This is a genomic window from Rhodococcus jostii NBRC 16295 (genome assembly GCF_001894825.1).
In the GTDB taxonomy this organism is placed as follows: Bacteria; Actinomycetota; Actinomycetes; order Mycobacteriales; family Mycobacteriaceae; genus Rhodococcus_F; species Rhodococcus_F jostii.
The window spans coordinates 87541-113053 of sequence record NZ_BCWY01000011.1; the positions used below are offsets into that span (position 1 = coordinate 87541).

Here is a 25513-nt window from a genome sequence, read left to right on the forward strand (position 1 = left end):
CTGCGTAGTGGGCTGCCACAAAACAGGAGATCAGAAGACGTGAAGGTTCAGCCGAGCGTCAAGAAGATCTGCGAGAAGTGCAAGGTGATCCGTCGTAACGGCCGGGTCATGGTGATCTGCGAGAACCTGCGCCACAAGCAGCGTCAGGGCTAGATCTCCGCTTTTCGAGGATCTGCTTGGCAACAAGCAAAGATGACCTCCCAGCACCAGCCAGTACTCACGGCTTTCGAGCACGTACTGGTTCACCCCCGGCACGGAGGCCGGGGCCCCACTGAGTTAGTTGAAGCATTGTCGGTCGCGAGACCGCCGACGTTTGAAGAGGCACAGGGGATGGACTGGGAGCAGACCTCCGCACACCGATAGGAAATGCCGACATGGCACGTCTCGCAGGTGTCGATCTTCCCCGTGAAAAGCGGATGGAGATCGCACTTACTTACATCTACGGCATCGGCCGTACCCGCTCCAAGGAGATCCTGGACGCCACCGGCGTCAGCCCGGATCTGCGGAGCAAGGATCTCTCGGACGAGGATCTGGCCAAGCTCCGCGAGTACATCGAGGAGTCGCTGAAGGTCGAGGGTGACCTTCGCCGCGAGGTCCAGGCCGACATCCGACGCAAGATCGAGATCGGCTGCTACCAGGGCCTGCGCCACCGTCGTGGTCTGCCCGTGCGTGGTCAGCGCACCAAGACCAACGCCCGCACCCGTAAGGGTCCGAAGCGCACCATTGCAGGCAAGAAGAAGGCGAAGTAATGCCCCCCAAGTCACGTGGCACCGGTCCGAAGAAGACCCAGAAGGCGCGTCGCAGGGACAAGAAGAACGTCCCGCACGGCGCCGCTCACATCAAGAGCACGTTCAACAACACCATCGTGTCCATCACGGACCCCGCCGGAAACGTGATTTCCTGGGCGTCCTCGGGACACGTCGGCTTCAAGGGTTCGCGCAAGTCGACCCCGTTCGCCGCTCAGCTGGCAGCAGAGAACGCGGCCCGCAAGGCGCAGGAGCACGGTGTGAAGAAGGTCGACGTCTTCGTCAAGGGCCCCGGCTCCGGCCGTGAGACCGCGATCCGCTCGCTTCAGGCCGCAGGCCTCGAGGTCGGCACCATCTCCGATGTCACCCCCCAGCCGCACAACGGCTGCCGTCCGCCCAAGCGGCGTCGGGTCTAGCGGGAAGGATAGGTAGAAGAAAATGGCACGTTATACCGGACCCATCACCCGCAAGTCGCGTCGTCTGCGCGTCGACCTCGTTGGAGGCGACCAGGCGTTCGAGCGTCGTCCCTACCCGCCGGGCCAGCACGGCCGCGCGCGGATCAAGGAGAGCGAGTACCTGCTCCAGCTGCAGGAGAAGCAGAAGGCTCGCTTCACCTACGGCGTCATGGAGAAGCAGTTCCGCCTGTACTACAAGGAGGCGAACAACCGCCCCGGTAAAACCGGCGAGAACCTGCTCCGCATCCTGGAGTCGCGTCTCGACAACGTCGTGTACCGCGCCGGACTGGCTCGCACCCGCCGCCAGGCCCGTCAGCTGGTCACCCACGGCCACCTCCTTGTGAACAACAAGAAGGTCGACATCCCCAGCTACCGCGTCTCGCAGTACGACATCATCGATGTCAAGGACAAGTCGCTGTCGACGCTTCCCTTCCAGGTTGCGCGCGAGACCCAGGGTGATCGCCCGATCCCGGGTTGGCTGCAGGTTGTCGGTGGACGTCTCCGGGTTCTGGTTCACCAGCTTCCCGAGCGTGCGCAGATCGACGTTCCTCTGCAGGAACAGCTCATCGTCGAGTACTACTCGAAGTAGGCCTCTCGGCCCGTGCGCCTTTCCGGTGGTTCCGACTACCGGAAAGGCGCACGGGCACGAAGTGCCTTTCCCATCGTGGGCGTCAAATAGCGGACGCCCGTACAGGAGGAAATCCAATGCTCATTTCTCAGCGACCCACGCTGACCGAAGAGGTCATCGCTGACAACCGCTCGAAGTTCGTCATCGAGCCCCTCGAGCCAGGCTTCGGGTACACCCTCGGCAACTCGCTCCGTCGCACGCTGCTCTCGTCTATTCCCGGCGCAGCTGTCACGAGCATCCGCATCGACGGCGTTCTGCACGAGTTCACCACAGTTCCCGGTGTGAAGGAAGATGTCACCGACATCATCCTGAACCTCAAGGGCCTCGTCGTGAGCTCCGAAGAGGACGAGCCGGTCACCATGTACGTCCGCAAGCAGGGCCCCGGCGCTGTGACTGCAGGCGACATCGTGCCCCCGGCCGGCGTCACCGTGAACAACCCGGATCTGCACATCGCCACCCTGAACGACAAGGGAAAGCTGGAGATCGAGCTCGTCGTCGAGCGCGGTCGCGGCTACGTCCCCGCCGTCCAGAACAAGGCGTCCGGCGCCGAGATCGGCCGTATTCCGGTCGACTCGATCTACTCGCCGGTGCTCAAGGTCACCTACAAGGTGGAGGCCACCCGCGTCGAGCAGCGCACCGACTTCGATCGGCTCGTGCTCGATGTGGAAACCAAGAACTCCATCACCGCTCGGGACGCGCTCGCTTCGGCGGGCAAGACCCTGGTTGAGCTCTTCGGCCTGGCCCGTGAGCTGAACGTCGAAGCAGAAGGCATCGAGATCGGACCCTCGCCCGCCGAGGCCGATCACATTGCTTCGTTCGGACTGCCCATCGAGGACCTGGACCTGACGGTCCGTTCCTACAACTGCCTCAAGCGCGAAGGTGTTCACACCGTCGGTGAGCTTGTCGGCCGTACCGAGTCCGATCTGCTCGACATCCGCAACTTCGGACAGAAGTCCATCGACGAGGTGAAGGTCAAGCTGCATTCGCTCGGCCTGGCCCTCAAGGACAGCCCCGCATCCTTCGATCCCACCACCGTTGCCGGCTACGACGCCGCCACCGGAACGTGGAGCGACACGGACGCCGGTTCCTTCGGTGATGCCGAGGGCACCGAGGACTACGCCGAGACCGAACAGCTGTAGCTCACGGTCCTTTACTAGGAGATCATCATGCCCAAGCCCAAGAAGGGTGCCCGCTTCGGCGGGTCGGCTTCGCACCAGAAGGCGATCTTCGCCAATCTGGCTACCGCGCTCTTCGAGCACGGCCGCATCACCACCACGGAGTCCAAGGCCAAGGCCCTGCGCCCGTACGCCGAGAAGCTCGTCACGCACGCCAAGGCCGGAACCCTGGCTCACCGTCGCGAGGTTCTGAAGGTCATCCGCAACAAGGATGTCGTGCACACCCTGTTCGCGGAGATCGGCCCGTTCTACGCCGATCGTGACGGCGGCTACACCCGCATCATCAAGACGGTCCCCCGCAAGGGCGACAACGCGCCGATGGCGATCATCGAGCTCGTCAAGGAGAAGACCGTCACCTCCGAGGCCGACCGCGCTCGTCGCGTGAAGGCATCGAAGGATGCGCCGGCTGCAGCTCCCGCCGAGGAGAACGTCGTCGAGGCCGTCGAGGCCGAGGCAACCGACGCCGAGGTCGAGAACGCTGACGCCGTCGTCGAGGCCATCGAGGACGAGTCCGCCACCGCGGCCGACGCGCCTGAAGCCGAAGAGGCGAAGGATGCCTCGGCGGCCGAAGAGGCCAAGAAGGACTAGTCCACTTGGTTTCGGCACACGCTGAATCGAACGAGCCCGTCGTCCCCGAGAGGGACGGCGGGCCCGTTTCGTATGAGACCACCCGGCTGCGCCTGGACATCGCCTACGACGGAACGGATTTCTCCGGGTGGGCCCGCCAGAACGGCTTGCGGACCGTGTGCGGGGAGATCGAGGAGAAGCTCGGCGCCGTCCTGCGCACCCCCTTGCAACTGACCGTGGCGGGGCGAACCGATGCCGGGGTCCACGCCACCGGTCAGGTGGCGCACGTCGACGTTCCGGTCGACGCGCTGCCGGACGATCCGTCCAGGCTGGTCCGCCGGCTCGCGCGGTTCCTCCCGAAAGACGTGCGCATCAAGCGGATCTTTTTCGCGCCCGAGCACTTCGACGCGCGGTTCTCCGCGATGCGCCGGCATTACGAGTACCGCCTGACGTCGGCGGCCTACGGTGCAGATCCGCTCCGGGCCCGGGACACGGTGTCGTACCCGAAGGTCCTCGATCTCGACCTCCTGCGCTCGGCGTCCGCGACGCTGCTGGGGTTGCACGACTTCGCGGCGTTCTGCAAACGCCGCGAAGGCGCCACGACCGTCCGGGATCTCCAACGTTTCGACTGGGAGCGCGACGGCGACGTGTTCACCGCCTTCGTCAGCGCGGACGCGTTCTGCTGGTCGATGGTGCGCAGTCTCGTCGGCGCGGTCCTGGCGGTGGGGGAGGGCCGGCGCGATCTCGACTGGATCGAGGGGCTGCTCCGGGAGACGTCGCGGTCGAGCTCGATTCTGGTGGCTCCCGCTCACGGACTCTGTCTCGTCCGCGTCGACTATCCCGAAGACGCAGACCTGGCGGCACGCAATCGGATCACCCGAGACGTCCGGACCGTGCCGGGCGGCTGCTGCGGCGACTGAAGGCCGATCGCCGACACCGAAGGATCTCCCCGGAAGAAGGAGCCAGTTCATGACCGCAGTCGAACCCGTCCGGATAGAGATCATCGTCGGATCCGTCAGGGTCGGCCGGATCGCTCCCGTCGTCACCCGCTGGTTCGCCGAACGCGCTCGCGCCTACCCGGGACTCGACGCCGGGATCATCGATCTGGCCGACACCGCGTTGCCGCAGGATCTCGGCGCGTCCCCGGCCACGGACGACTTCCGGGAGCGGGTGGGACGAGCCGACGGGTTCGTGGCCGTCACCTCCGAGTACAACCACGGTTACCCGGCCGCGCTGAAGACCGCGTTCGACAGCGTCAAGCACGAATGGCGCTCGAAGCCCATCGGATTCGTGTCCTACGGAGGGTTGGCCGGTGGGTTGCGCGCGACCGAACAACTGCGTCAGGTGGTGGCCGAACTGCACATGGTGTCGGTGCGGCAGAGCGTGAGCTTCCACCAGGTGCGCAAGAGATTCGACGACGAGGGGCAGACCTCGGACGGCGCCGCCGTCGACTCGGCGGACCGCATGCTCGCAGAACTGGTGTGGTGGGCCGACGCCACCCGCGTCCAGCGCGCGAACACCCCGTATCCCGGCTAGTACCGGTACACCGGCTGGTACTCGTCCACCGCGCGTGGCCGTCCGATGAACGCCGTCTCGGACGAGCTTGTGACCAGCATCAGTTCGATGCTCGTCCTGCCGGTCGACAGCAGGATGCGGTCGCCCAGCGCGTTCGGCTGGACGATGGACAGGTCCGGTTCAGCGCCCGGGCAAACTACCAAGATGTGCAGGCGAAGTGGGACCGCGCTCACGAGGATCTGCTCCAGGTTCTGCAGACGATCGCGAAGGTCGTCCAGGACGGCGTCGTCGATATGCAGACTGTAGAAGACCGGAACGCCACGGCGTGGCTCTGATCATCGCGTGACATGCCGAGTGCCCCAGCAATTTTGCCCCAGCAATTTTGCCCCAGCAATCCTCGGTTGCTGGGGCACTGTTGTCTCCGCCGGGTGGAACGTGTGGATCAGTCGGCGGGCGGTATCAGCCGGCTGAGGACGACGCTGCTCTTGGTCTGCAGCACCGCCGGCTCGGACCGCAGATTCTCCAGCGTTCGTTCGAGGTGCGCCGTGTCGGTGGTGCGGACGCGGAGCAGGGCGTTGGCGTCACCGGTGACGGTGTACGCCTCCTGGACCTCGGTGTGCCGGGACACGATCCGCGCGATCTCGACGGCCGAGGTGCGCCCACTGCAGTACAACTCGACGAACACCTCGACGCCCTGGCCGAGAGCCCGGGGATCGAGCGCCGCATGAAATCCGGTGATCACTCCGGACTCGACCAATCGGTCGACCCGGCGCTCCACGGCGGGCGCGGACAGTCCGACCTCGGCGCCGATGGTGGCGAAGCTGGACCGGGCGTTCCGCTCCAGCCGCGCAACGATCCGCCGATCGAGCCCATCCAGACGCAACGAATCTTCCATGCAATGGAACGCTAGCGCATTGATCAGGGGTTTTGCTGGGTGGATACTGATCTCACCGACACCGATCGAGGGGGAGTGGAGATGGCGCCCACTGCTGGTATCGAGTCCGAGAACCCGTACGAGGAGACGGCAGTCGCGCCGGGCGATGCCGTCCGCGCGGTCCGCCACGCTCGCACGCGGACCTATCTGATGTGCCCGCCCACGTATTTCGACGTCGTGTACGCCATCAACGACTGGATGCGCCCAGGTGAGCCCGTGGACCGCGAACGCGCGATGTCGCAGTGGTCCGCACTCGCGGACACCTACCGCCGACTCGGTCACGAGGTGCTGACGATCGACCCCGTCGAGGGGCTCCCGGACATGGTGTTCGTCACCGACAGCGGACTCGTCGTCGACGGTGTGGCTCTCGGCGCCCGGTACCGGTCTGCCGAGCGGCGGGCGGAGGCCGAACACGTGTTCCGATGGTTTCGGGCCAACGGGCTGATCAGGCCCACCCTGCCGCGGTACGTCAACGAAGGGGAGGGCGACTTCCTCGTCGTCGGCGACGTGATACTCGCCGGAACCGGGTTCCGGTCCGACCCGCGGTCGCACGCCGAGGCGGCGGCGCATCTGGGTCGTCCGGTGATCACCCTGAACCTGGTCAATCCCCGCTACTACCACCTCAACACTGCGCTGGGTGTGCTCGACGACTCGTCGATCGCCTATCTGCCTGCGGCGTTCTCGCCCGACAGTCGCGCGGTCCTCGAGCGGATGTTCCCGGATGCGGTGATCGCGGCCGAGACCGACACCGACTGGCTCGGACTCAACCTGGTGAGCGACGGCGCCAATGTGGTGCTGCCCGTGCAGGCTTCGCATCTTGCGGACCAGCTGTCCGACCGCGGGTACGAGCCCGTGCCGGTCGACTATTCGGAGTTCCTCAAATCCGGTGGCGGAATCAAGTGCAGCACTTTGGAGCTCCGCGGTTTCCGCGGGCTCGGTGACGCGGGAAGTCAGGGGTGACCAGCCATGTCGGACAGGGTCGTTTCGGTGTCGGATGCCACGCGTGAGCAGCTGAGCAGGGCCGACGAGCACAGCGCACACAACTACTCGCCGCTGCCGGTCGTGATCGAGTCGGGCGCGGGCTCGTGGGTGAAGGGTATCGACGGCGTCGACTACCTGGACGTTCTCGCGGGCTACTCGGCACTCAACTTCGGCCACGCACACCCCACCCTCGTCCGGGTGGCGCGCGAACAACTCGGCCGGCTCACCCTGACCAGCCGCGCCTTCCAGCACGACCGTTTCGCGTCCTTCTGCGAGGACCTGAGCCGGCTGTGCCGGAAGGAGGCCGTGCTTCCCATGAACACGGGCGCCGAGGCCGTCGAGACGGCGCTGAAACTGGCCCGCAAATGGGGGTACGACGTCAAGCGCGTGCCGCCGGGGCGTGCCGAGGTGATCACGTGCGCCGGCAATTTCCACGGCCGCACCATTTCGATCGTCGGATTCTCGTCCGATCCGGACGCGTACACGGGGTTCGGTCCGTTCCCGGCAGGCTTTATCTCCGTCGACTACGGGAACGCGGACGCACTCGAGGCGGCGATCACCGAGAACACGGTGGCGGTGCTCCTCGAACCGATCCAGGGGGAGGCTGGAGTCCTGGTGCCGCCGCCGGGCTACCTGGCGGCGGTCCGGGACATCTGCACCCGTCGCGGCATCCTCATGATCGCCGACGAGATCCAGAGCGGACTTGGGCGGACCGGCGACACGTTCGCGTGCGACCACGAGGACGTGATCCCCGACGTGTACGTCCTGGGCAAGGCGCTGGGCGGCGGGCTGATGCCGGTGTCCGCCGTCGTCGCCGACTGGTCGGTGATGACGGTGATCGGTCCCGGACAACACGGGAGCACGTTCGGGGGCAATCCGCTCGCGTGCGCCGTCGGGAGCGCGGTGGTGGAACTGCTCGAGACCGGCGAATACCAGCAGCGCAGCCGCGAGCTCGGTGCCTACCTGCACAGCATGCTGTCGCAACTGCCGGCCGAACACGTGTCGGAGGTGCGTGGACGCGGATTGTGGGCAGGTGTGCAGCTGACCGACGGCATGCCGTCCGCCCGCACGATCTGTGAAAGACTCCTGGCTCGCCGGGTACTGGCGAAGGACGCGCACGAGGGCACCATCCGCATCGCCCCGCCGCTGGTGATCGAACGCGAAGAGCTGACCTGGGCGGTCGAACAGCTCGCCGATGCGCTCGCCGAGTGAATTTTGACCCTGGGCCGCCCCGACCGGTATTGTTCTCCGTTGGCGTGCCGTGCGCCGCTGCGTCCTCGTGTCGCAGTGGCTGGCGGTTCCCGGGTCTCAACTGGCCGCCGGGAATCGCTCGACGATACGCAATGGCCAGCAGCGGATTGAACAAGACGAGGAAGTTCTGTGTCTACGTACACCCCGAAGGCCGGAGATGTGACCCGCACGTGGCACGTCATCGACGCCACTGACGTGGTGCTCGGCCGCCTTGCCGTCCAGGCAGCCAACTTGCTGCGCGGCAAGCACAAGCCCACCTTTGCACCGCACGTTGACGGCGGCGACTTCGTCGTCATCATCAACGCCGAGAAGGTTGCCATCAGCGGCAACAAGCGTGAGGGCAAGTTCCTGTACCACCACTCCGGACACCCCGGTGGTCTCAAGTCGCGCTCCGTCGGTGAGGTTCTCGACAAGAACCCCGACCGCCTCGTGGAGAAGGCCGTCGTCGGAATGCTCCCCAAGAACAAGCTGGGCCGCGCCATCAGCAGCAAGCTGAAGGTCTACGCGGGCCCGAACCACCCCCACGCCGCGCAGCAGCCGGTGCCATTCGAGATCAAGCAGGTGGCCCAGTGACGGCGCCGGAGGAGCAGAACGTGTCCAACCCCGAAGAGATCACCGAGGCTGTCGAGGTCGCGGCGGACGAGTACGTGTCCGTCGAAGAGCCCGAGGTCGCGGAGGACATCGAGGCCGCTGCTGCGCCGCAGGCCCCGATCGTGATCGATCGCCCCATCCAGACCGTCGGTCGTCGTAAGGAAGCGGTTGTCCGCGTCCGTCTGACCCCCGGTTCGGGCGACTTCAAGCTCAACGGCCGCACCATCGAAGACTACTTCCCGAACAAGGTGCACCAGCAGCTGATCAAGGCTCCGCTGGTCACCGTCGAGCGTGCAGAGTCCTTCGACATCGTGGCACTGCTGCACGGTGGCGGACCGTCCGGACAGGCCGGCGCACTGCGTCTCGCCATCGCCCGCGCACTCATCGAGGTCACCCCCGAGGACCGTCCGGCTCTCAAGAGCGCCGGCTTCCTCACGCGTGACGCCCGCGCCGTCGAGCGCAAGAAGTACGGCCTGAAGAAGGCCCGCAAGGCATCTCAGTACTCGAAGCGCTGATGTGTCGCCGAAGCCGCCCCACGGGGTCGGCTTCGGCACCTGTTCTTCCCGAGAGCAGGCGTCCATCGTTACCGGACGCCTGCTCTCGTGCTTTATCCGAGATGTAGTGGATTTCTAGATGCGAGGGGTCTGGTCTATGGGTCGATTGTTCGGGACGGATGGGGTTCGTGGTCTGGCGAATACCGAGCTGACCGCCGGGCTGGCATTGCAGGTGGCCTCCGCCGCCGCGACGGTGCTGGCGTCGTCGCCGGGCTCGGGACGCAAGACGGCTGTGGTCGGCCGTGATCCGAGAGCCAGCGGCGAAATGCTCGAGGCGGCGGTCGTCGCGGGTCTGACGTCTGCAGGCGTCGACGTTCTGAACGTCGGGGTTCTGCCGACACCCGCCGTGGCATTCCTGACCGCGGAACTGGACGCAGCTCTCGGTGTCATGATCTCCGCCTCGCACAATCCGATGCCCGACAACGGCATCAAGATCTTCGCGGCCGGCGGACACAAACTCGACGACGAGGTGGAAGACCGGATCGAGGCCGTCGCCGCCGGAACCACGACGCGGCGGGCGCCGACCGGGGCGGGTATCGGACGTGTCCGCACCGTGCCGGATGCCGCGGAACGGTACCTGAAGCACCTGGCCACCGCACTCCCGAACAGCCTCGAGGGGCTGACCGTGGTGGTGGACTGTGCGCACGGCGCGGCCTCGGGGGTCGCTCCCGCCGCCTACCGGGCCGCCGGCGCCACCGTCGTCGCGATCAACGCCGAACCCGACGGACTCAACATCAACGACAACTGCGGGTCGACGCACCTCGAGAGCCTGCAGAAGGCGGTCGTCGAGCACGACGCCGATCTGGGGCTCGCGCACGATGGGGATGCGGATCGATGCCTCGCTGTCGATGCCGGCGGTTCCCTCATCGACGGCGACGCCATCATGACCGTGCTCGCACTCGGCATGCGCGATGCAGGCGAACTGGTCGACAACACCCTCGTCGCGACCGTCATGAGCAATCTCGGTTTGCACATCGCGATGCGAGAGGCCGGGATCTCGCTGGTCACCACCGCTGTCGGTGATCGCTACGTCCTCGAAGGGCTCCGCTCCGGCGGCTTCAGCCTGGGCGGCGAGCAGTCCGGTCACGTCGTGTTCCCCGCATTCGGCACCACCGGCGACGGAGTGCTGACGGGACTGCGGCTGATGGGACGGATGGCGGAGACCGGACAGCCGATCGCGGAGTTGGCGTCGGCGATGACGACCCTCCCGCAGGTTCTGGTCAACGTGAAGGTCGCCGACAAGCGCGCCGTCGCCGCGTCCCCGGTCGTGCTGGATGCGGTCGTGGCCGCCGAGCGCAGCCTGGGCGACAATGGCCGGGTACTGCTGCGGCCGTCGGGCACCGAACAACTCGTGCGCGTGATGGTCGAGGCTTCGGACATCGAGGTGGCCAGGAAGCTCGCCGACGAATTGGCGGGCACCGTCGCGTCCGTGTGAGCGGACACAGCGCACCGATCGGCGGAGGAACCGATCGGTGCGCTGGCGCGTCTAACGCAGTAGGTCGCGAAGAGGGTGGGGTTGGAAGCAGTTCGCGTGTAGGTAGAAGTATGTCTTTCTGTGTAGGACTGTTCCGGTGAATGTTGAAGGAGTGGGCGGGTGGGTAGCCGATTTCCGGCCGGACTTGCGGTGAAGTGGTTCGAGGCGGATACTGTCGTGTGATCCGCAGCCCTGGGCCGTCGTGGTCGGGCATCGGGGCCGGTTGACCTGGTGTCGGTGTCGGGCACCTCGCCATCGACCTATCCGCGACCGGGGTGCAGGCATCGTTGCGATCTTGGACATTGCGAGGCTCGGGGAACCTGTCGTACCGTCCCCGTAACATCGAACGTATATTCGATGAGGGGGTGGTGGGTGAGTACGGTGCTGCAGGCGTACCGGTTCGCGCTTGACCCGACCTGCGCGCAGGAGACGGCGTTGCGGTCGCATTGTGGTGGTCAGCGGTTCGCGTTCAATTGGGGTCTGGCGCGGGTCAGGGCGAACCTGGATCAACGCGAGGCGGAACGCTCCTACGGCGTGACCGGTGAGCAACTCACACCGTCGATGTCGTGGTCTGCCTACAGCCTCCGCAAGGACTGGAACCAGGTCAAGGGTGAGGCGGCGCCGTGGTGGGGGGAGAACTCGAAGGAGGCCTACTCCTCGGGGCTGGCGAACCTGGCGACGGCGCTGGCGAACCTGGCGACGGCGCTGGCGAACTGGTCGTCCTCCCGGTCGGGGAAGCGGAAGGGTCCGAGGGTCCGTTTCCCGAGGTGTAAGGGCAAACGTGCGGGGTTGTCGTGCCGGTTCACTACCGGGGCATTCGGGCTTGTCGATACCGATCGTCGGCACGTGAAACTCCCGCGGATCGGGATTGTGCGGACCCACGAGTCCACCCGCAAGCTCGCCCGCCGCGTCGCGGCCGGGACGGCGCGGATCCGGTCGGCGACGGTGTCGTTCGGGTCCGGTCGTTGGTTCGTGTCCTTCTCCGTGGAGGTCGAACGATGTGGTCTAGCGCCGACGCTGCCGGAATCGGTGGTGGGGGTGGACCTGGGGGTCAAGTCCCTTGCGGTCCTGTCCACCGGTGAGGTGGTGCGGAACCCGAAACACCTCGAACACGCCCTGAAAGAGTTGCGACGGCTCGGGCGTCAGGCGGCGCGACGGCAAGGCCCTGATCGTGGTACCGGGCGGCAGCCGTCGAAGCGGTGGCGACAGACTCATGCGCGGATCGCGCGTCTGCACAGCTATGTGGCGAACGCCCGCCGTGACGGGTTGCACAAGCTCTCGACCCGGTTGGTCCGCTCGCACACCGTGGTGGTGGTCGAGGACCTGAACGTGGCCGGGATGGTCCACAACCGAAGATTGGCCCGGCACATCGCCGGTGTCGGGATGGGTGAGTTCCGTCGTCAGGTCGAGTACAAGGCCGGCTGGTCCGGGCAGCGGGTGCACGTGGCGGACCGGTGGTATCCCAGTTCCAAGACGTGTTCGGGATGTGGTGTGGTGAAAGCCAAGCTGCGCCTGTCCGAACGCATTTTTGTCTGCGAATCCTGCGGGATGAGCATTGATCGTGACCTCAACGCGGCCCGCAACCTTGCGGCCCTGGTTGAGGCGTCCTCCCCGAGTTGCGGGGCGACGGAAAACGAGCCCGCTGGAAACCCATGTCAGTCCCGCACCGTGCGGGCAACGGGTACGGCCACGGGAAGACCCGCACCCACAGGTGCGGGTCAACGTCGACACCGCGAGGGGTCGACTCAGTACACGTTCTTACACGTTTCCTGAACGGCAATGAGCGATGCACTTGTGATGATGTGGTTGGTGTGTGTAGTTACACAGGTCGGCCGACTGGGTGGTCGGGACCATCACCACGCGTGCACCGTGGCGATGGAACCACTCTGCCAGGACGATCCACGCGTTCCGGGTCGGCTCGACCACCACGGTCAGCTCAGCCGGATCGGGCAGGTCCAAGTCCGCCCACAACCGTTCCAGATCGGCCGGCCGTGTCCAGAACTTCCGGCCACGCCATACCGTGGCACCATCACGGGCCAGCGTCGCCTGATGCTCCGCCCGGACGGCCACGTCCCCAACGTCAACGCCATCGTCATTGCTCCTGTCAGTCCGCGTCGGGGTCCTGCGAGAGGCGGGCGAGGCATCGCTGGTGGGAGGGTTGATCATGACGTCATGACGTCATGACGTCACGACGTCATGGCGTTGTTGGCATCGTTGCCCGGCCGGTTCTCTGCGCTGCGGTCGACACAGAATCAACGCCGGCTTCGGGGCGACGCCGCCACACGGCTGGAAACGGTTTAACCGGTGAGCATCTCGGGAGATCGCGGGTCTTATCGGAACGCGAAGGTGTTCGCCGATCGTGAATTGGGTCCGGCATGACCGGGCCGGGATCGACTGCGCCGCGGCAGTTCGCGTTCACCACCCGCCCATAATGGCCATCGACGACGCGATCGGCGAGCCGATCGGACTCGACGACATCGACACCCGGGTGGGGTGGCTGCTGGACCTGATCACTGCGGCCAGTGCCGAGTTGGTGTCACGGCTGTGGCATCCGGCGACGTTCGATATGCCCGCCGGTCATGACCGCCACGATCGCAGGCTGCCCGCACAGGGTCACGTCGCCGCAGCTCGCCTGGGCTGGGGCCCGGTCTATCCGGGCGGGGTCTATGTGCCGTCGCGGGTGGTGACGGCGAAGGTGGCGGCGACCCTGCGGTCGCTGCCCATCGGGACACCGCGATCGCGGCGCTGTCGGCCCGATTCGACCCGGCCGCGGGAGCCTTGGCGCCGCCGACCGTGTCGGCGGAGGACGTGTCGGCGGGCTTCGCTCGGGGAGTGCGGCGCCAGCTCGTCGCACACTCTCGCCGCACAGGCGGGGCGCAGTCGACCCGGTTGGAGATTACCGAGGTGGAGGGTCCGCGCAGACGAGCGCGATGGCCCGGCTCTCGGCCGCCGATCGGCAGCTCGCGCAGATCATCTCGACGGGCGGTGAACTGGTGTCGACGGTGAAGTTGCCGACCAGCCCGGCTCCGGCGGGGCGGGCGCAGTGGCAGCGGGTCTGGCTGACCGCCACCGTCCCCGCGTACCTGCACGGCCGGCCTGTCACCGATTGGCATCTGCCGACCCTGGTCATCGATTGCCGGGTGTGACCTGAGCCCTCAGATGTGCGGCAGCAGGCCTTCGGAGCCGGCGTGGGTGTGTTCCTCGTGCGGATCGACGAGCGTGGTGTGGGGGAGTTCGGCATCGGCCTGCGCGAACACTTCGTACTTCTTGTCGTCGGTCAGGTGATAAAGCAGGAAGCCGGTGAGCAGCGCGCGCGTAATCTGCTGCGTCTTCCGCTCGGAACCGCCGATGCCGAGTGCGCCCAGGAGCCTGCGTCCTTCGGTCAGCCCGGACTCGGAGGCACCGTTGACGGCACGCAGGACGTGTTCTCCGCCCCAAGTCTCGGCCAGCGCTTTGGCGTTACTGTTCATGGTGTCGATGTCAGCGCCCGCGACGATCAGTCCCGGCGCTGTGATCTTCGACGCATACTTTTCGGCCTTCGGTGCCGTTGGCGCCGGGAACAGGGCGGCGACAGCCGACACGTCCCGCTGCGCGGCCGCGAGCACGGCCACTCCCGCGCCCATCCCGTGGCCTGCGAATGCCACGCGGTCGGGCTGCACGCTGATCTGGCCGGGACCGAGACGCACACCGACACAGATGTCGAGCGTCGCACGCAAATCGGTGGCGAGTCCCAGGTGAGAGGGCACGGGACCGCGCTCGCTGTTTGGCGCGGCCACGACGATTCCCCACGACGCGAGATGCTCGAGAGTCTTCCGGTAGTGGTCGGCACCTGCCATCCAGCTGTGCGCGAACGCGACAGCGGGCAGGTTGAAGCCTGATTCGGGCGTGTATACGACGCCCGGTTGTCCGGCGAGGGCGAGGTCACCCCGCAGCACGCGGTGCGGTCCCCGCTTGGACAGTGCACGGGCCAGGGTCTTCGGTTTCGGCGCCACGGGGAGAACGTTATCCGATTGGAGGGCACGCGAGAGAGCCGATGCGGCCCACACTCCGACTTCGCGGCGTCGCCCGGTCCAAGTACCCTGATGAACCATGTGCGGAATCGTGGGATACGTCGGCCACCGGCAGGCTCTGACTGTTGTGGTGGAGGCTTTGCGGCGGATGGAATACCGCGGCTACGACTCTGCCGGGATCGCCGTGCTCGACGGGCACGGCGGCATGGCGGTGGAGCGGAAGGCGGGTCGGCTCGCGAATCTCGAGGCCGAACTGGACGAGGTCGGGGCCGAGCACTTCACCGGGAGCACCGGGATCGGGCACACGCGGTGGGCCACGCACGGCCGGCCGACCGACCGCAACGCGCACCCGCACCGTGATGCGGGAGGCACCGTTGCCGTCGTCCACAACGGCATCATCGAGAACTTCGCCCCGCTGCGGGCCGAACTCGAGCACGACGGCATCGACTTCGCGAGCGACACGGACACCGAGGTGGCGGTGCACCTCGTCGCCCGTGCCTACGCGTCGGGCGACACCGCGGGAGACTTCGTCGCGAGCGCGCTGAGCGTGCTGCGCAGGCTCGAGGGCGCGTTCACCCTCGTCTTCACCCACTCCGATCACCCGGACACCATCGTCGCGGCGCGTCGCTCGACGCCCCTCGTCATCGGTGTCGGCGAGGGCGAGACGTTCCTCGGTTCCGACGTCGCCGCGTTCATCGAGCACACCCGTGACGCGGTCGAGCTCGGTCAGGACCAGGTGGTCGTGATCACCGCGGACGGGTATTCGATCCTGAACTTCGACGGATCCGAGGCGCAGGGCCGCCCGTTCCGCATCGACTGGGATCTCGCGGCCGCCGAGAAGGGCGGCCACGACTACTTCATGCTCAAGGAGATCGAAGAGCAGCCGGCCGCGGTCGCGGACACGCTGCTCGGTCACTTCGCGGACGGGAAGATCGTTCTCGACGAGCAGCGACTGTCCGATCAGGAACTGCGCGACGTCGACAAGGTCTTCGTCGTCGCCTGCGGCAGCGCGTACCACTCGGGCCTGCTCGCCAAGTACGCCATCGAGCACTGGACCCGGCTGCCCGTCGAGGTCGAACTCGCCAGCGAGTTCCGCTACCGCGATCCGGTCCTTGACCGGTCGACGCTGGTCGTGGCCATTTCGCAGTCCGGTGAGACGGCAGACACCCTCGAGGCCGTACGCCACGCCAAGGACCAGAAGGCGCGGGTGCTGGCGGTGTGCAACACGAACGGTGCCCAGATTCCGCGCGAAGCCGACGCCGTCCTCTACACGAGGGCCGGTCCGGAGATCGGTGTCGCGTCGACCAAGGCGTTCCTCGCGCAGGTCACCGCGAACTACCTGGTCGGCCTGGCCCTCGCGCAGGCGCGCGGCACCAAGTACCCGGACGAGGTGGCACGCGAGTACGCCGATCTCGAGGCGATGCCCGATCTGGTGAGCCGGGTTCTCGAGACGGTCGAGCCGGTGCGGGCATTGGCGCGGGAGCTGGCGTCGTCGTCGACGGTGCTGTTCCTCGGTCGGCACGTGGGCTACCCCGTCGCGCTCGAGGGTGCGCTCAAGCTCAAGGAACTCGCGTACATGCACGCCGAGGGCTTCGCGGCGGGTGAGCTCAAGCACGGTCCGATCGCGTTGATCGAGGACGGGCTGCCGGTCATCATCGTGATGCCGTCGCCGAAGGGGCGCGCGGTGCTGCATTCGAAGCTGCTCAGCAACATCCGGGAGATCCAGGCCCGCGGTGCGCGGACCGTCGTGATCGCGGAGGAGGGGGACGAGGCCGTGCGCCCGTTCGCCGACCACCTGATCGAGATCCCGGCGGCGCCGACGCTGCTGCAGCCGTTGCTGTCGACGGTGCCGCTGCAGGTCTTTGCGGCGGAGGTTGCGCAGACGCGCGGCTACGACGTCGACAAGCCGCGCAACCTCGCGAAGTCCGTCACCGTCGAATAGCACCCTGTCGTGGGGCGCGGCGCGGGCCGCGCCCCTACGGGGTCACGATGACGGTGCCCGTCATCTCCGGGTGCAGCGAACACGTGTAGTCGTAGGTGCCCGGTTCGGTGAACGTATACGTGAAGGTGCCGGTCTGCATCAGCCGGCTCCGCAGCACGCTCTTCGCGGCGCCGACACCGACCACGTCGTGGGTGACTCCGCGGTCGTCGAAGTTCCAGGTGACGGTGTCGCCGGCCTTCACGGTGAGCGACGCGGGCGCGTACGCCATGTTGGCGACCTGCACGACGGGACCGGCCGGCGCCTCGGGCACCTCGGCGTCCGGTGAACTGCAGCCGGAGACGACGCCCGTCATCGAAATACATGCGGCGAGAGCCACTCCGGCGATCCACGACCTTCCACGTCCACGCATGATGTCGAGCGTAGTCTGACCCGGTACCGACCCTTCTCGACGAGGAGTTCCCATGCGGGGCTACTACACCGCTGACGAGGTTCGAGCCGCCGAGGCGCCGTTGCTGGCGTCCCTTCCCGACGGGGCACTGATGCGACGTGCCGCACACGGACTGGCCACGGTGGTGGCGGCGGAACTGAAGGCGCGGACCGGGGGCGTCGCCGGACGCACGATCACGGTGCTGGTGGGGTCCGGGGACAACGGCGGCGACGCGCTGTGGGCCGCGGCGATGCTGCGCAGGCGCGGTGTCGCGGCCACCGCGGTGTTGCTGAAACCGGAGAGGACACACGAGGCGGGGCTGGCGGCGTTCACCGGGGCCGGCGGGCGGCTGGCCACCCCGTCGGACGATCCGGGCCTGCCCGACCTCGTCATCGACGGGATCGTCGGAATCTCCGGTCGAGGACCGCTGCGTCCCGATGCCGCGGCCCTCGTCGACCGGATCGACGCGCCGATCGTGTCGGCGGACCTGCCGAGCGGTGTGGACCCGGCCACTGGGGCGGTCGACGGACCGGCCGTGCGGGCCGCCGTCACCGTGGCGTTCGGGGCTCTCAAACCGGTCCATGCGCTCGGGGCGGCGCAGTGCGGCCGTGTCGAGTTGGTGCGCATCGGGTTGTCGCTCGGAGACGCCGGGATCACCGCACTCGACGCCGCCGACGTGGGTGCCGTGTGGCCGGTGCCGGGAGCCGACGACGACAAGTACTCGCAAGGAGTCGTCGGGGTGGTGGCCGGCAGCGACGGGTACCCCGGAGCGGGCGTCCTGTGCACCGGCGCGGCGGTCACGGCCACGTCGGGGCTGGTGCGCTACGCCGGACCGTGCACCGCCGAGGTGCTGGCACGCTCCCCGGAGGTGATCGCGACCCCCGACCTCGCGAAGGCCGGACGAGTCCAGTCATGGGTGGTAGGGCCGGGCATGGGAACCGGCGACGCCGGCCGGCACACGCTCCGGACGGTCCTCGGTTCCGATGTTCCGGTGCTGGTCGATGCGGACGGTCTCACCCTCCTCGCCGAGGACCCCGATCTGGTGCGGACCCGGACCGCGGCGACGCTCCTGACACCGCACGCGGGCGAGTTCGCCCGGCTGACGGGACAGGACCCGGGTCCGGACCGGGTCGCGTCGGTCCGGGCTCTCGCTGCCGACTGGAATGTCCACGTGCTGCTCAAGGGGCGGGCAACGGTGATCGCGGACCCCGGTGGGCGTGTCTTCGTCAACGAGGCGGGCGGTTCGTGGTCCGCCACGGCGGGCGCGGGTGACGTGCTCGCAGGGATCATCGGCTCGCTCATGGCCGCCGGCATCGCCCCGGACCGCGCGGCCGCGGTGGGTGCCCGAGCTCACTCGCTGGCCGCGAATCTGGCGGCTCGAGGCGGGGGCGCGGACCTCTCCGCGGGGCGTGGAACAGCACCGATCTCCGCCGGAACCCTGCTCGCGCATCTGAGGGAGTCGATCAGGGTCCTGCGTGCGGGGGTGTTACCCGAGGAAACGCCGGCTACATCGTGAATGGCAGGATCGAACATATGACGCTTGCTGAAGCAGTACCGGCGGACGAGGACGGCCACAGCGAACACGCAGCGCCCGGCAGGGCGACGCCGGCACCTCAGGCGGAGGCCGTGGTGGATCTGGACGCGATCGCGCACAACGTCCGCATCCTCCGTGAGAGCGCCCGGGACGCGGCACTGATGGCCGTCGTGAAGGCGGACGGCTACAACCACGGTGCGGTGCCCGTCGCTCGGGCGGCGCTGGCAGCGGGTGCGTCGGAACTGGGTGTGACGACGGTGTCGGAGGCGCTGACGCTGCGCCGTGCGGGTATCGAGGCCCCCGTCCTTGCGTGGCTGCACACCGTCGACGCCGATTTCGCCCCCGCGGTCGCGGCCGGTGTGGAACTCGGTGTCTCCTCGCCCCGCCACCTCGCCGCGGTGGTCGCCGCCGCGCGGAGCGTCGGAACCACGGCGAGCGTCACGATCAAGGTCGACACGGGGCTGAACCGCAACGGGGTGGCACCCGACGAACTGGCGCAGGTCCTCGTCGATCTGGCTCGGGCACAGGCCGAGGGCGCGGTGCGGCTGCGCGGCATCTTCTCCCATCTCGCCCACGCCGACGAACCGCACCATGCGTGGATCGATTCCCAGCGCGAACGCCTCGAAGGCGCGGTCGCTGATGCCAAGCGTCAGGGACTGGTTCCCGAAGTGGTGCACCTGTCCAATTCGGCGGCCACCCTGACCCGTCCCGACCTGCGCTTTGACATGGTTCGGCCGGGAATCGCGATATATGGTCTGTCGCCTGTTCCCGAACTCGGTGAGTTCGGGTTGCGCCCGGCGATGACATTGCGATCGAGGGTGGCTCTGGTGAAAAAGGTGGCGGCGGGTGAAGGCGTGTCCTACGGGCACATGTGGGTGGCCCCCCACGACACGACGGTCGCGCTGCTCCCGTTCGGGTACGCGGACGGGCTCCCGCGCTCGCTCAGCGGCCGATTCGAGGTCCAGCTGGGTTCGGAGCGCCGCCCGGGTATCGGGCGTGTCTGCATGGACCAGGTGGTCGTGGACCTCGGACCGGACGGCGGGGGAGTCCGGGAAGGCGACACCGCGGTGTTCTTCGGCAACGGCGACCTCGGCGAGCCCAACGCGCAGGCCTGGGCCGACGAACTCGACACCATCCATTACGAGGTGGTGACCGGAGTACGCGGACGCACGGTGCGCAGCTACGTCGGCGCGGCGGGCACCTAGACCATGGGTGTGTCGAAACGGTTGGGACTCGTCGGCGGGCTGCTGAGCGCGCTGGCGCTCGGTTCGGTGGCCGGAGTCAACGCGCTGCGCAGCGCGACCCGGCCGGGGCGTGAGATCTACGGCGACGAGGACTTCACCCTGATGTCGCGGGATCGGCGCAGCGTCGTGGTCACCGAGGACGGCGTCGCGCTCACCGTCCGCGAGGTCGGACCCGGGGACGCCCCGGTGACGGCGGTGTTCGTGCACGGCTACTGCCTGGACATGACGTCGTGGCATTTCCAGCGCCGCCAACTCGCCGAGCGCTGGGGCGACGACGTGCGGATGGTGTTCTACGACCAACGCGGGCACGGTGATTCGGGTGTGCCGTCCACGGCGAGTTGCACCATCGCGCAGCTGGGCGCCGATCTCGCGACGATCGTCGAGGCCAAGGCTCCCACCGGACCGGTTGTGCTGGTGGGGCATTCGATGGGCGGGATGACGGTGCTCGCCTTCGCCGGGCAGCGACCCGAGCTGGTGGCCTCCCGCGTGGTGGGGGTGGGCCTGATCGCCACTGCCGCGGCGGGCCTCAGCGAGACCGGTTTGACGAGGAACCTGCAGAACCCGGTCATCGACGGTTTCCGGTTCGCGGTCCGGACGTCGCCCGACGTGGTCCAGCTCGCGCGGGGCGCGGCCCGCGCCCTGATCACCCCGATTCTGCGGACGGCGTCCTACGGCACGGACGTGAGTCCGCGGCTGCAGAAGTTCTCCGACTCCATGCTGGACCGGACGTCGGTGGTCACCATCGTGAACTTCCTGCGCACGCTCGAATTGCACGACGAGTCGGCGTCACTCGCGGCGCTCGAGGACACTCCGTCCGTCGTGGTGTGCGGTGACAGCGACATGATCATCCCGTTCGGCAGTTCCCGGAAGCTCGCAGCGGACCTCCCGGAATCCGAACTGGTACGGGTGCGCGGCGCAGGCCACCTGGTGCAACTCGAATTCCCGTCGGTGGTCTCCGACGCGATCGACCGGGTGCTGCAGCGGGGCCTGGCCACGGGCGCATCGCCGGAGCAGTCCGATGTCGGCTGAGGAGAAGGAGCTGGGCGTGAGCGGGACGGTGGTGCTGCCGACGGCGGAGGACACCGAGCAGTTCGGACGGGACCTCGCACGGGGGCTCGTCGCCGGTGACCTCGTGGTGCTCGACGGACCCCTCGGTGCGGGGAAGACCGCACTGACGAAGGGAATCGGAGCCGGACTCGGCGTGCAGGGCCGAGTGACGTCGCCCACATTCGTGATCGCACGTGAGCACCGGGCGGGCACCCGGCCCGACGGTGGTGCACCGGTCGGAATGGTGCACGTGGACGCATACCGACTGGGCGGCAGTGGCCCGCACGCCCTGGACGAACTGGACGCGCTCGATCTCGACACCGACCTGGCAGCAGCGGTAGTCGTCGTGGAATGGGGCGAGGGCATCGTCGAGCAACTGGTCGATCGCCACCTGCGGGTGCGCCTGCGCCGTGAACCGGAGACGGACGTCCGCACGGCCCACTGGGAGTGGATTTCCTGACGGGTCGGGTGTCGGGAGCGGTTCTGACGTGCGAGTACCCTCAGTTACCGTGCTTGTTCTCGCCATCGACACGTCCACGCCTGCCGTGACCGCCGGAGTCGTCCGGGTTTCGGCCGATTCCGCATCTGTGGGGGCGGTACACACCCTCGCGGTGCGCGTGACGGTCAACCCGCGCGCCCACGCAGAAGTGCTCACCCCGCACATCCTCGAATGCCTCACCGAGTCGGGGCACGTCGCCGCGGACCTCGATGCGGTGGTCGTCGGAGCCGGGCCCGGCCCGTTCACCGGACTGCGTGTGGGGATGGCCACCGCCGCCGCATTCGCCGACGCCCTCGGCATACCGGCGCACGGCGTGTGCAGCCTCGACGCCATCGCCGCACAGGTCGACGGTGACCGGAATCTGCTCGTCGTCACCGATGCACGACGGCGGGAGGTGTACTGGGCGCGCTATTCGGCGGGGGTGCGGGTGGAAGGTCCGGCGGTCATGAAGCCGCGCGACCTCGAGCCCATGCCCTCCGAGGTGGTGGCGGGATCGCCGTCGCACGTCGACTTCTTCGATCTGCCCGTCGAACCCGTGGAAACACCGTCCCCCGCAGGGTTGGTCGCGGTGGCCGCGGACGCCCTGTTCAGCGGTACCGCCCCGGAGGCGCTGGTACCGCTGTACCTGCGACGCCCGGACGCCGTCGAGTTGGCGGACCGGAAGAAATGACGTTCCGCATCGAACCGATGTCAGCCGCGGACGCCGAACGGTGCGCGGAGCTCGAGACCCTTCTCTTCGCCGGCGACGGTCCCTGGAGCGCAGGTGCGTTCCGGGCGGAACTCGCCGCCCCGCACGTGCACTACACCGTGGCGCGGGACGACGCCGGCCACGTGGTCGGGTACGCCGGAATCGCCCTACTGGGCGATGGTGCGCATCCGGAATCCGAGATACACACGATCGGAACGGACCCGGCGTGCCAGCGCCGGGGCATCGGCGGCGCCCTCCTCGACGAGCTTCTCCGCGTCGCCGACACCCGGGGGGGCCCGGTGTTCCTCGAAGTGCGGACCGACAACGACGCGGCGATCGCGCTATACCGACGTGAAGGATTCGAGATCGTGGGAACCCGTAAGAAGTACTACCAACCGAGCGGTGCGGACGCGTTCACGATGCGCCGCCCAGGATCGGGTGAGGAGCCGGTGCAATGATCGTCATGGGGATCGAAAGCTCTTGTGACGAGACCGGAGTCGGCATCGTCCGGTGGAACGGCGACGGAACGTGCGAGCTGCTCGCAGACGAAGTCGCCTCCAGCGTCGACCAGCACGCCCGCTACGGCGGTGTGGTGCCGGAGGTCGCATCCCGCGCGCATCTCGAGGCGATCGTCCCGACGATGAGGCGTGCCCTCGCAGCGGCCGGGATCGCCAAGCCGGACGCGCTCGCCGTCACCATCGGACCCGGCCTGGCCGGTGCCCTGCTCGTCGGTGTCGCGGCTGCGAAAGCGTATGCGGCGGCATGGGACGTCCCGTTCTACGCGGTGAATCACCTCGGCGGGCACGTCGCGGTCGACACCCTCGAACACGGACCGATGCCGCCGTGCGTGGCATTGCTCGTGTCGGGTGGGCACACCCACCTCCTGCATGTCGAGGATCTCGCGAAGCCCATCGTCGAACTCGGCACGACCGTCGACGACGCGGCCGGCGAAGCGTTCGACAAGGTCGCGCGCCTCCTCGGACTCGGGTTCCCCGGTGGGCCTGCCCTCGACGCCGCGGCGCAGGACGGCGACCGAATCGCGATTCCCTTCCCGCGCGGCATGACCGGGCCTCGGGACGCTCGGCACGACTTCTCGTTCTCCGGTCTGAAGACGGCTGTCGCGCGATATGTGGAATCGAAGGAGCGTGCCGGGGAGGCGTACTCGGTGCCGGACATCGCCGCGAGCTTCCAGGAGGCTGTGGCCGACGTGCTGACGATGAAAGCGGTGCGCGCCGCCCGCGATGTCGGCGTCGACACCCTGGTGCTCGGTGGTGGTGCCACGGCCAACTCGCGTATTCGCGCGCTCGCCGAGGAACGCTGCGCCGACGCCGGTCTGACGCTGCGGGTACCTAAGCCGCGCTTGTGTACCGACAACGGAGTCATGATCGCCTCGCTCGGCGCGCACCTGATCGCAGGCGGCGCCGCGCCCTCGCTGCTGACCGTGGCCAGCGACCCCGGCCTGTCGGTTTCGACCAGTCAGGTGTTCAGCTGACCGGAATCGTGACGGTCTCCGTGGCCGGCGGAGTCAGCGCCACATCGGGCTGAGCGCCGCTCGGTTGCGTCCCGTTCGGCGTCGGAGCGACCGTGCCCGGCGCCGGGAGAATCGGGAAGAGTCCTCCGGGTGCCGAGGGTGCTGCCGGTGCCGAGGGCGCTGCCGGTGCCGACGGTGCGGCGGGCGTCTCGGTCGGCGGCGCCACTTCGGGAACATCGGGTGCCGGAGCCACGGGGCTCGGTTCGTTCGGGGTGGATTCTCCCGGAACCTGGGGCCACAGCGGCGGGATGGCGGGCCACTCGATGTGCGGCCACACAGGCTGTGACGGATTGGTTCCAGGCAGAGTCGGCCGCGCCGGAGCCGTCGGCGTCGGCTGCCGGGTCGTGGTCGGCGGGGTGGTGGTCTCGCTCGGCGAGTCGGGCACGTGCGCCGGTGTGCGGTCCGGCTGCGGTTCGGACGTGGGCGGGGCCACCTGATTCGGGTAGGAGTCCCGTGTCGGTGTGGGATCATACGACGGAATCCTCGTGGCGGGAGGCGCGTCCGTCGTCGTGGTCGTGACCTGCTCGGTGGTCTGGAACATGTCGGTTCCCGCGGGGGAGACATTGGGATCCGGGGCGGGTGCGAGTTCCTTCACTCCGTAGCCGAGAACGAGACCGCCGACCACCAGGGCGCCGACGAGAGCCCCGGACACCTTGGCCGCCGAGCCGGGGCGGTTCGATTCGGTGGCCGGGTAGTCGCGGATTGCGGAGGAGACGGCGAGCAACGCCGCCCCCTTCGCGGTGGCCGTGTCGGGTTCGGGTACCGCGATGACCCGTGCGGTGAAGGCGTCGGCGACGGCGGACGCGATCGCCGGAATGTTCGCGCCACCACCGACCAAAGCCAGCGCGTCGGGAGGGCGCGGGGAATCGGCGACGGTGGCGCGGATGAACTCGACCGCGACCCGGACCGTCGGTGCGGCGATCTCCTCGAACCTGGTGCGGCTGATCTGGATCGGACGGATGCCCTGAAGGTCGATGTCGACGTGCGCGTTCGGCTCCGAGGACAACTGCTCCTTCGCGACGCGGCACCGCGCCGAGAGCAGGTCCCGGTCCAGGTGCCGCAGGGGATGCGGAGTGGAGAGGCCAGCGACGACGTGGTGGAACACGAGGTCATCGATTCCGGTGCCGCTCACGTGGCTCGTGCGGTCGGCGTGCAGGACCGTGCCGTCCACCTGATCGACGACGGCGACGGACAGTCCGGACTCACCGAAGTCGACGATCGCGACAGTGGCGTGCTGTGCGACCTCGCCGGTGTGCCGCAGGTAGGTGAGGGTGGCGGCGGTCTCGGGCACGAGATGCACGCGGTGCCGCTGCCTGCTGACGGCGCTGCGGATCGAATGAGCCTGTTCCGCCGTCCGGTACGCGACGGCGAACGCGTCGGGAGTGGTGGGATCGGCAGGAACCTGGGTGGTCATCAGCGAGATCGACGAGCGGACCAGGTCACCGAGGTCGGTGTGGGCCTGATCGGCGGACAGGTAACGGAACTCGACGTTCTGCGCACCATTGGCGGCGGTGCTGACGAGGGCGGAACCGACACCTGCCGCACCGGTCGACATCCCCAGGGACATCCCCATCACACACACCCCCTCACGTTGTCGAACGCGTGACCTGCTGTCTTTGTCGGAACGCCCTGTTCAGCGGGGAATCCCTGCCCGTTGAATCGGCGACTGTTATCTGAACGTTACAGAAAACAAACGGATTTCGCTCCCGACTTCCGGCCG

General features: G+C 67.8%; 27 protein-coding genes and 2 pseudogenes. 23 read left to right on the forward strand and 6 right to left on the reverse strand.

Features of this window, described 5'->3' with window-relative positions; all coding sequences use genetic code 11:
• Nucleotides 1-39: 39 nt before the first annotated feature.
• The 8 genes from rpmJ to RJ1_RS10195 all read left to right on the forward strand — a co-directional run bounded on the left by rpmJ (nucleotide 40) and on the right by RJ1_RS10195 (nucleotide 5107).
• Nucleotides 40-153, forward strand: coding sequence for a 50S ribosomal protein L36 (gene rpmJ / locus RJ1_RS10160; protein ID WP_003938068.1), 114 nt, complete (start codon nucleotides 40-42; stop codon nucleotides 151-153).
• A 221-nt stretch (nucleotides 154-374) separates the two neighbouring features.
• Complete coding sequence (gene rpsM, locus RJ1_RS10165) at nucleotides 375-749, forward strand: 30S ribosomal protein S13 (protein WP_005239677.1); 375 nt, start codon at nucleotides 375-377, stop codon at nucleotides 747-749.
• Nucleotides 749-1162: a 30S ribosomal protein S11 gene (gene rpsK / locus RJ1_RS10170; RefSeq protein WP_009479376.1), complete on the forward strand. Its 414-nt coding sequence runs from the start codon at nucleotides 749-751 to the stop codon at nucleotides 1160-1162. The genes rpsM and rpsK overlap by 1 nt, the downstream gene beginning before the upstream one ends.
• Nucleotides 1163-1184: 22 nt before the next feature.
• A complete protein-coding gene (rpsD, locus tag RJ1_RS10175; RefSeq protein WP_005239683.1) occupies nucleotides 1185-1790 on the forward strand; it encodes a 30S ribosomal protein S4 in 606 nt (201 codons plus the stop codon).
• A 116-nt stretch (nucleotides 1791-1906) separates the two neighbouring features.
• Nucleotides 1907-2968: a DNA-directed RNA polymerase subunit alpha gene (locus RJ1_RS10180; protein WP_005239684.1), complete on the forward strand. Its 1062-nt coding sequence runs from the start codon at nucleotides 1907-1909 to the stop codon at nucleotides 2966-2968.
• A gap of 27 nt (nucleotides 2969-2995) precedes the next feature.
• A complete protein-coding gene (rplQ, locus tag RJ1_RS10185) occupies nucleotides 2996-3592 on the forward strand; it encodes a 50S ribosomal protein L17 (RefSeq protein WP_073359815.1) in 597 nt (198 codons plus the stop codon).
• Nucleotides 3593-3597: 5 nt separating this feature from the next.
• Nucleotides 3598-4491, forward strand: a complete 894-nt coding sequence (gene truA, locus RJ1_RS10190; RefSeq protein ID WP_174694958.1) for a tRNA pseudouridine(38-40) synthase TruA — start codon at nucleotides 3598-3600, stop codon at nucleotides 4489-4491.
• A gap of 49 nt (nucleotides 4492-4540) precedes the next feature.
• Nucleotides 4541-5107 (forward strand): NADPH-dependent FMN reductase, encoded by a 567-nt coding sequence (locus tag RJ1_RS10195; protein WP_073359816.1) that lies wholly within the window; start codon nucleotides 4541-4543, stop codon nucleotides 5105-5107.
• Here RJ1_RS10195 and RJ1_RS45335 read toward each other — a convergent pair.
• Both RJ1_RS45335 and RJ1_RS10205 read right to left on the reverse strand, forming a co-directional pair.
• Nucleotides 5104-5319 (reverse strand): hypothetical protein, encoded by a 216-nt coding sequence (locus tag RJ1_RS45335; RefSeq protein ID WP_083400684.1) that lies wholly within the window; start codon nucleotides 5317-5319, stop codon nucleotides 5104-5106. The genes RJ1_RS10195 and RJ1_RS45335 overlap by 4 nt on opposite strands.
• Nucleotides 5320-5528: 209 nt before the next feature.
• A complete protein-coding gene (locus RJ1_RS10205; protein ID WP_073359817.1) occupies nucleotides 5529-5981 on the reverse strand; it encodes an Lrp/AsnC family transcriptional regulator in 453 nt (150 codons plus the stop codon).
• Nucleotides 5982-6062: 81 nt separating this feature from the next.
• On the opposite strand from RJ1_RS10205, the gene ddaH reads away from it, so the two are divergent.
• The 6 genes from ddaH (at nucleotide 6063) to tnpB (ending at nucleotide 12644) form a co-directional block, all read left to right on the forward strand.
• Nucleotides 6063-6980: a dimethylargininase gene (gene ddaH, locus RJ1_RS10210; protein ID WP_073359893.1), complete on the forward strand. Its 918-nt coding sequence runs from the start codon at nucleotides 6063-6065 to the stop codon at nucleotides 6978-6980.
• 6 nt (nucleotides 6981-6986) lie between these two features.
• Complete coding sequence (rocD, locus tag RJ1_RS10215) at nucleotides 6987-8213, forward strand: ornithine--oxo-acid transaminase (protein WP_073359818.1); 1227 nt, start codon at nucleotides 6987-6989, stop codon at nucleotides 8211-8213.
• Nucleotides 8214-8381: 168 nt separating this feature from the next.
• Entirely contained in the window at nucleotides 8382-8825 is a 444-nt protein-coding gene (gene rplM / locus RJ1_RS10220) for a 50S ribosomal protein L13 (protein WP_073359819.1), read from the forward strand.
• Nucleotides 8822-9358, forward strand: coding sequence for a 30S ribosomal protein S9 (gene rpsI / locus RJ1_RS10225; RefSeq protein ID WP_005239729.1), 537 nt, complete (start codon nucleotides 8822-8824; stop codon nucleotides 9356-9358). Before rplM ends, rpsI begins: the two co-directional genes overlap by 4 nt.
• Nucleotides 9359-9494: 136 nt before the next feature.
• Entirely contained in the window at nucleotides 9495-10832 is a 1338-nt protein-coding gene (glmM, locus tag RJ1_RS10235; protein ID WP_073359821.1) for a phosphoglucosamine mutase, read from the forward strand.
• A gap of 411 nt (nucleotides 10833-11243) precedes the next feature.
• On the forward strand, nucleotides 11244-12644 hold the full coding sequence (gene tnpB / locus RJ1_RS10240; RefSeq protein WP_073359822.1) for an IS607 family element RNA-guided endonuclease TnpB: 1401 nt from the start codon (nucleotides 11244-11246) through the stop codon (nucleotides 12642-12644).
• Between the two features lie 42 nt (nucleotides 12645-12686).
• On the opposite strand, the pseudogene RJ1_RS47575 reads toward tnpB, so the two are convergent.
• A pseudogene (locus RJ1_RS47575) lies at nucleotides 12687-12967 on the reverse strand (IS110 family RNA-guided transposase); the annotation flags it as partial.
• Between the two features lie 279 nt (nucleotides 12968-13246).
• Here RJ1_RS47575 and RJ1_RS10250 point away from each other — a divergent pair.
• Nucleotides 13247-14011: pseudogene (locus RJ1_RS10250) on the forward strand (transposase); the annotation flags it as partial.
• A 15-nt stretch (nucleotides 14012-14026) separates the two neighbouring features.
• Here the strand turns inward: RJ1_RS10250 and RJ1_RS10255 are convergent.
• Nucleotides 14027-14863, reverse strand: coding sequence for a dienelactone hydrolase family protein (locus RJ1_RS10255; protein WP_073359824.1), 837 nt, complete (start codon nucleotides 14861-14863; stop codon nucleotides 14027-14029).
• A 97-nt stretch (nucleotides 14864-14960) separates the two neighbouring features.
• On the opposite strand from RJ1_RS10255, the gene glmS reads away from it, so the two are divergent.
• Entirely contained in the window at nucleotides 14961-16823 is a 1863-nt protein-coding gene (glmS, locus tag RJ1_RS10260) for a glutamine--fructose-6-phosphate transaminase (isomerizing) (protein WP_073359825.1), read from the forward strand.
• A gap of 34 nt (nucleotides 16824-16857) precedes the next feature.
• Here glmS and RJ1_RS10265 read toward each other — a convergent pair whose 3' ends face one another.
• Entirely contained in the window at nucleotides 16858-17232 is a 375-nt protein-coding gene (locus RJ1_RS10265; protein ID WP_073359826.1) for a plastocyanin/azurin family copper-binding protein, read from the reverse strand.
• 52 nt (nucleotides 17233-17284) lie between these two features.
• Between RJ1_RS10265 and RJ1_RS10270 the strand changes: the two genes are divergently transcribed.
• Genes RJ1_RS10270 through tsaD form a run of 7 tightly spaced genes read left to right on the forward strand, consistent with a single transcriptional unit; the run spans nucleotide 17285 to nucleotide 23754 of the window.
• Nucleotides 17285-18766 (forward strand): NAD(P)H-hydrate dehydratase, encoded by a 1482-nt coding sequence (locus RJ1_RS10270; protein ID WP_073359827.1) that lies wholly within the window; start codon nucleotides 17285-17287, stop codon nucleotides 18764-18766.
• Nucleotides 18767-18783: 17 nt separating this feature from the next.
• Nucleotides 18784-19989 (forward strand): alanine racemase, encoded by a 1206-nt coding sequence (gene alr, locus RJ1_RS10275; protein ID WP_073359828.1) that lies wholly within the window; start codon nucleotides 18784-18786, stop codon nucleotides 19987-19989.
• A gap of 3 nt (nucleotides 19990-19992) precedes the next feature.
• Entirely contained in the window at nucleotides 19993-21057 is a 1065-nt protein-coding gene (locus tag RJ1_RS10280) for an alpha/beta fold hydrolase (protein WP_073359829.1), read from the forward strand.
• Entirely contained in the window at nucleotides 21047-21535 is a 489-nt protein-coding gene (gene tsaE, locus RJ1_RS10285) for a tRNA (adenosine(37)-N6)-threonylcarbamoyltransferase complex ATPase subunit type 1 TsaE (RefSeq protein ID WP_073359830.1), read from the forward strand. Before RJ1_RS10280 ends, tsaE begins: the two co-directional genes overlap by 11 nt.
• 49 nt (nucleotides 21536-21584) lie before the next feature.
• Nucleotides 21585-22244: a tRNA (adenosine(37)-N6)-threonylcarbamoyltransferase complex dimerization subunit type 1 TsaB gene (gene tsaB, locus RJ1_RS10290; protein ID WP_073359831.1), complete on the forward strand. Its 660-nt coding sequence runs from the start codon at nucleotides 21585-21587 to the stop codon at nucleotides 22242-22244.
• On the forward strand, nucleotides 22241-22720 hold the full coding sequence (rimI, locus tag RJ1_RS10295) for a ribosomal protein S18-alanine N-acetyltransferase (RefSeq protein WP_073359832.1): 480 nt from the start codon (nucleotides 22241-22243) through the stop codon (nucleotides 22718-22720). Before tsaB ends, rimI begins: the two co-directional genes overlap by 4 nt.
• The gene (gene tsaD, locus RJ1_RS10300; RefSeq protein ID WP_073359833.1) at nucleotides 22717-23754 is read left to right on the forward strand and encodes a tRNA (adenosine(37)-N6)-threonylcarbamoyltransferase complex transferase subunit TsaD; all 1038 of its coding nucleotides are present in this window, start codon (nucleotides 22717-22719) and stop codon (nucleotides 23752-23754) included. Before rimI ends, tsaD begins: the two co-directional genes overlap by 4 nt.
• On the opposite strand, the gene RJ1_RS10305 is transcribed toward tsaD, so the two are convergent.
• Nucleotides 23747-25366, reverse strand: coding sequence for a DUF7159 family protein (locus tag RJ1_RS10305; RefSeq protein ID WP_073359834.1), 1620 nt, complete (start codon nucleotides 25364-25366; stop codon nucleotides 23747-23749). The genes tsaD and RJ1_RS10305 overlap by 8 nt on opposite strands.
• Nucleotides 25367-25513: the final 147 nt, after the last annotated feature.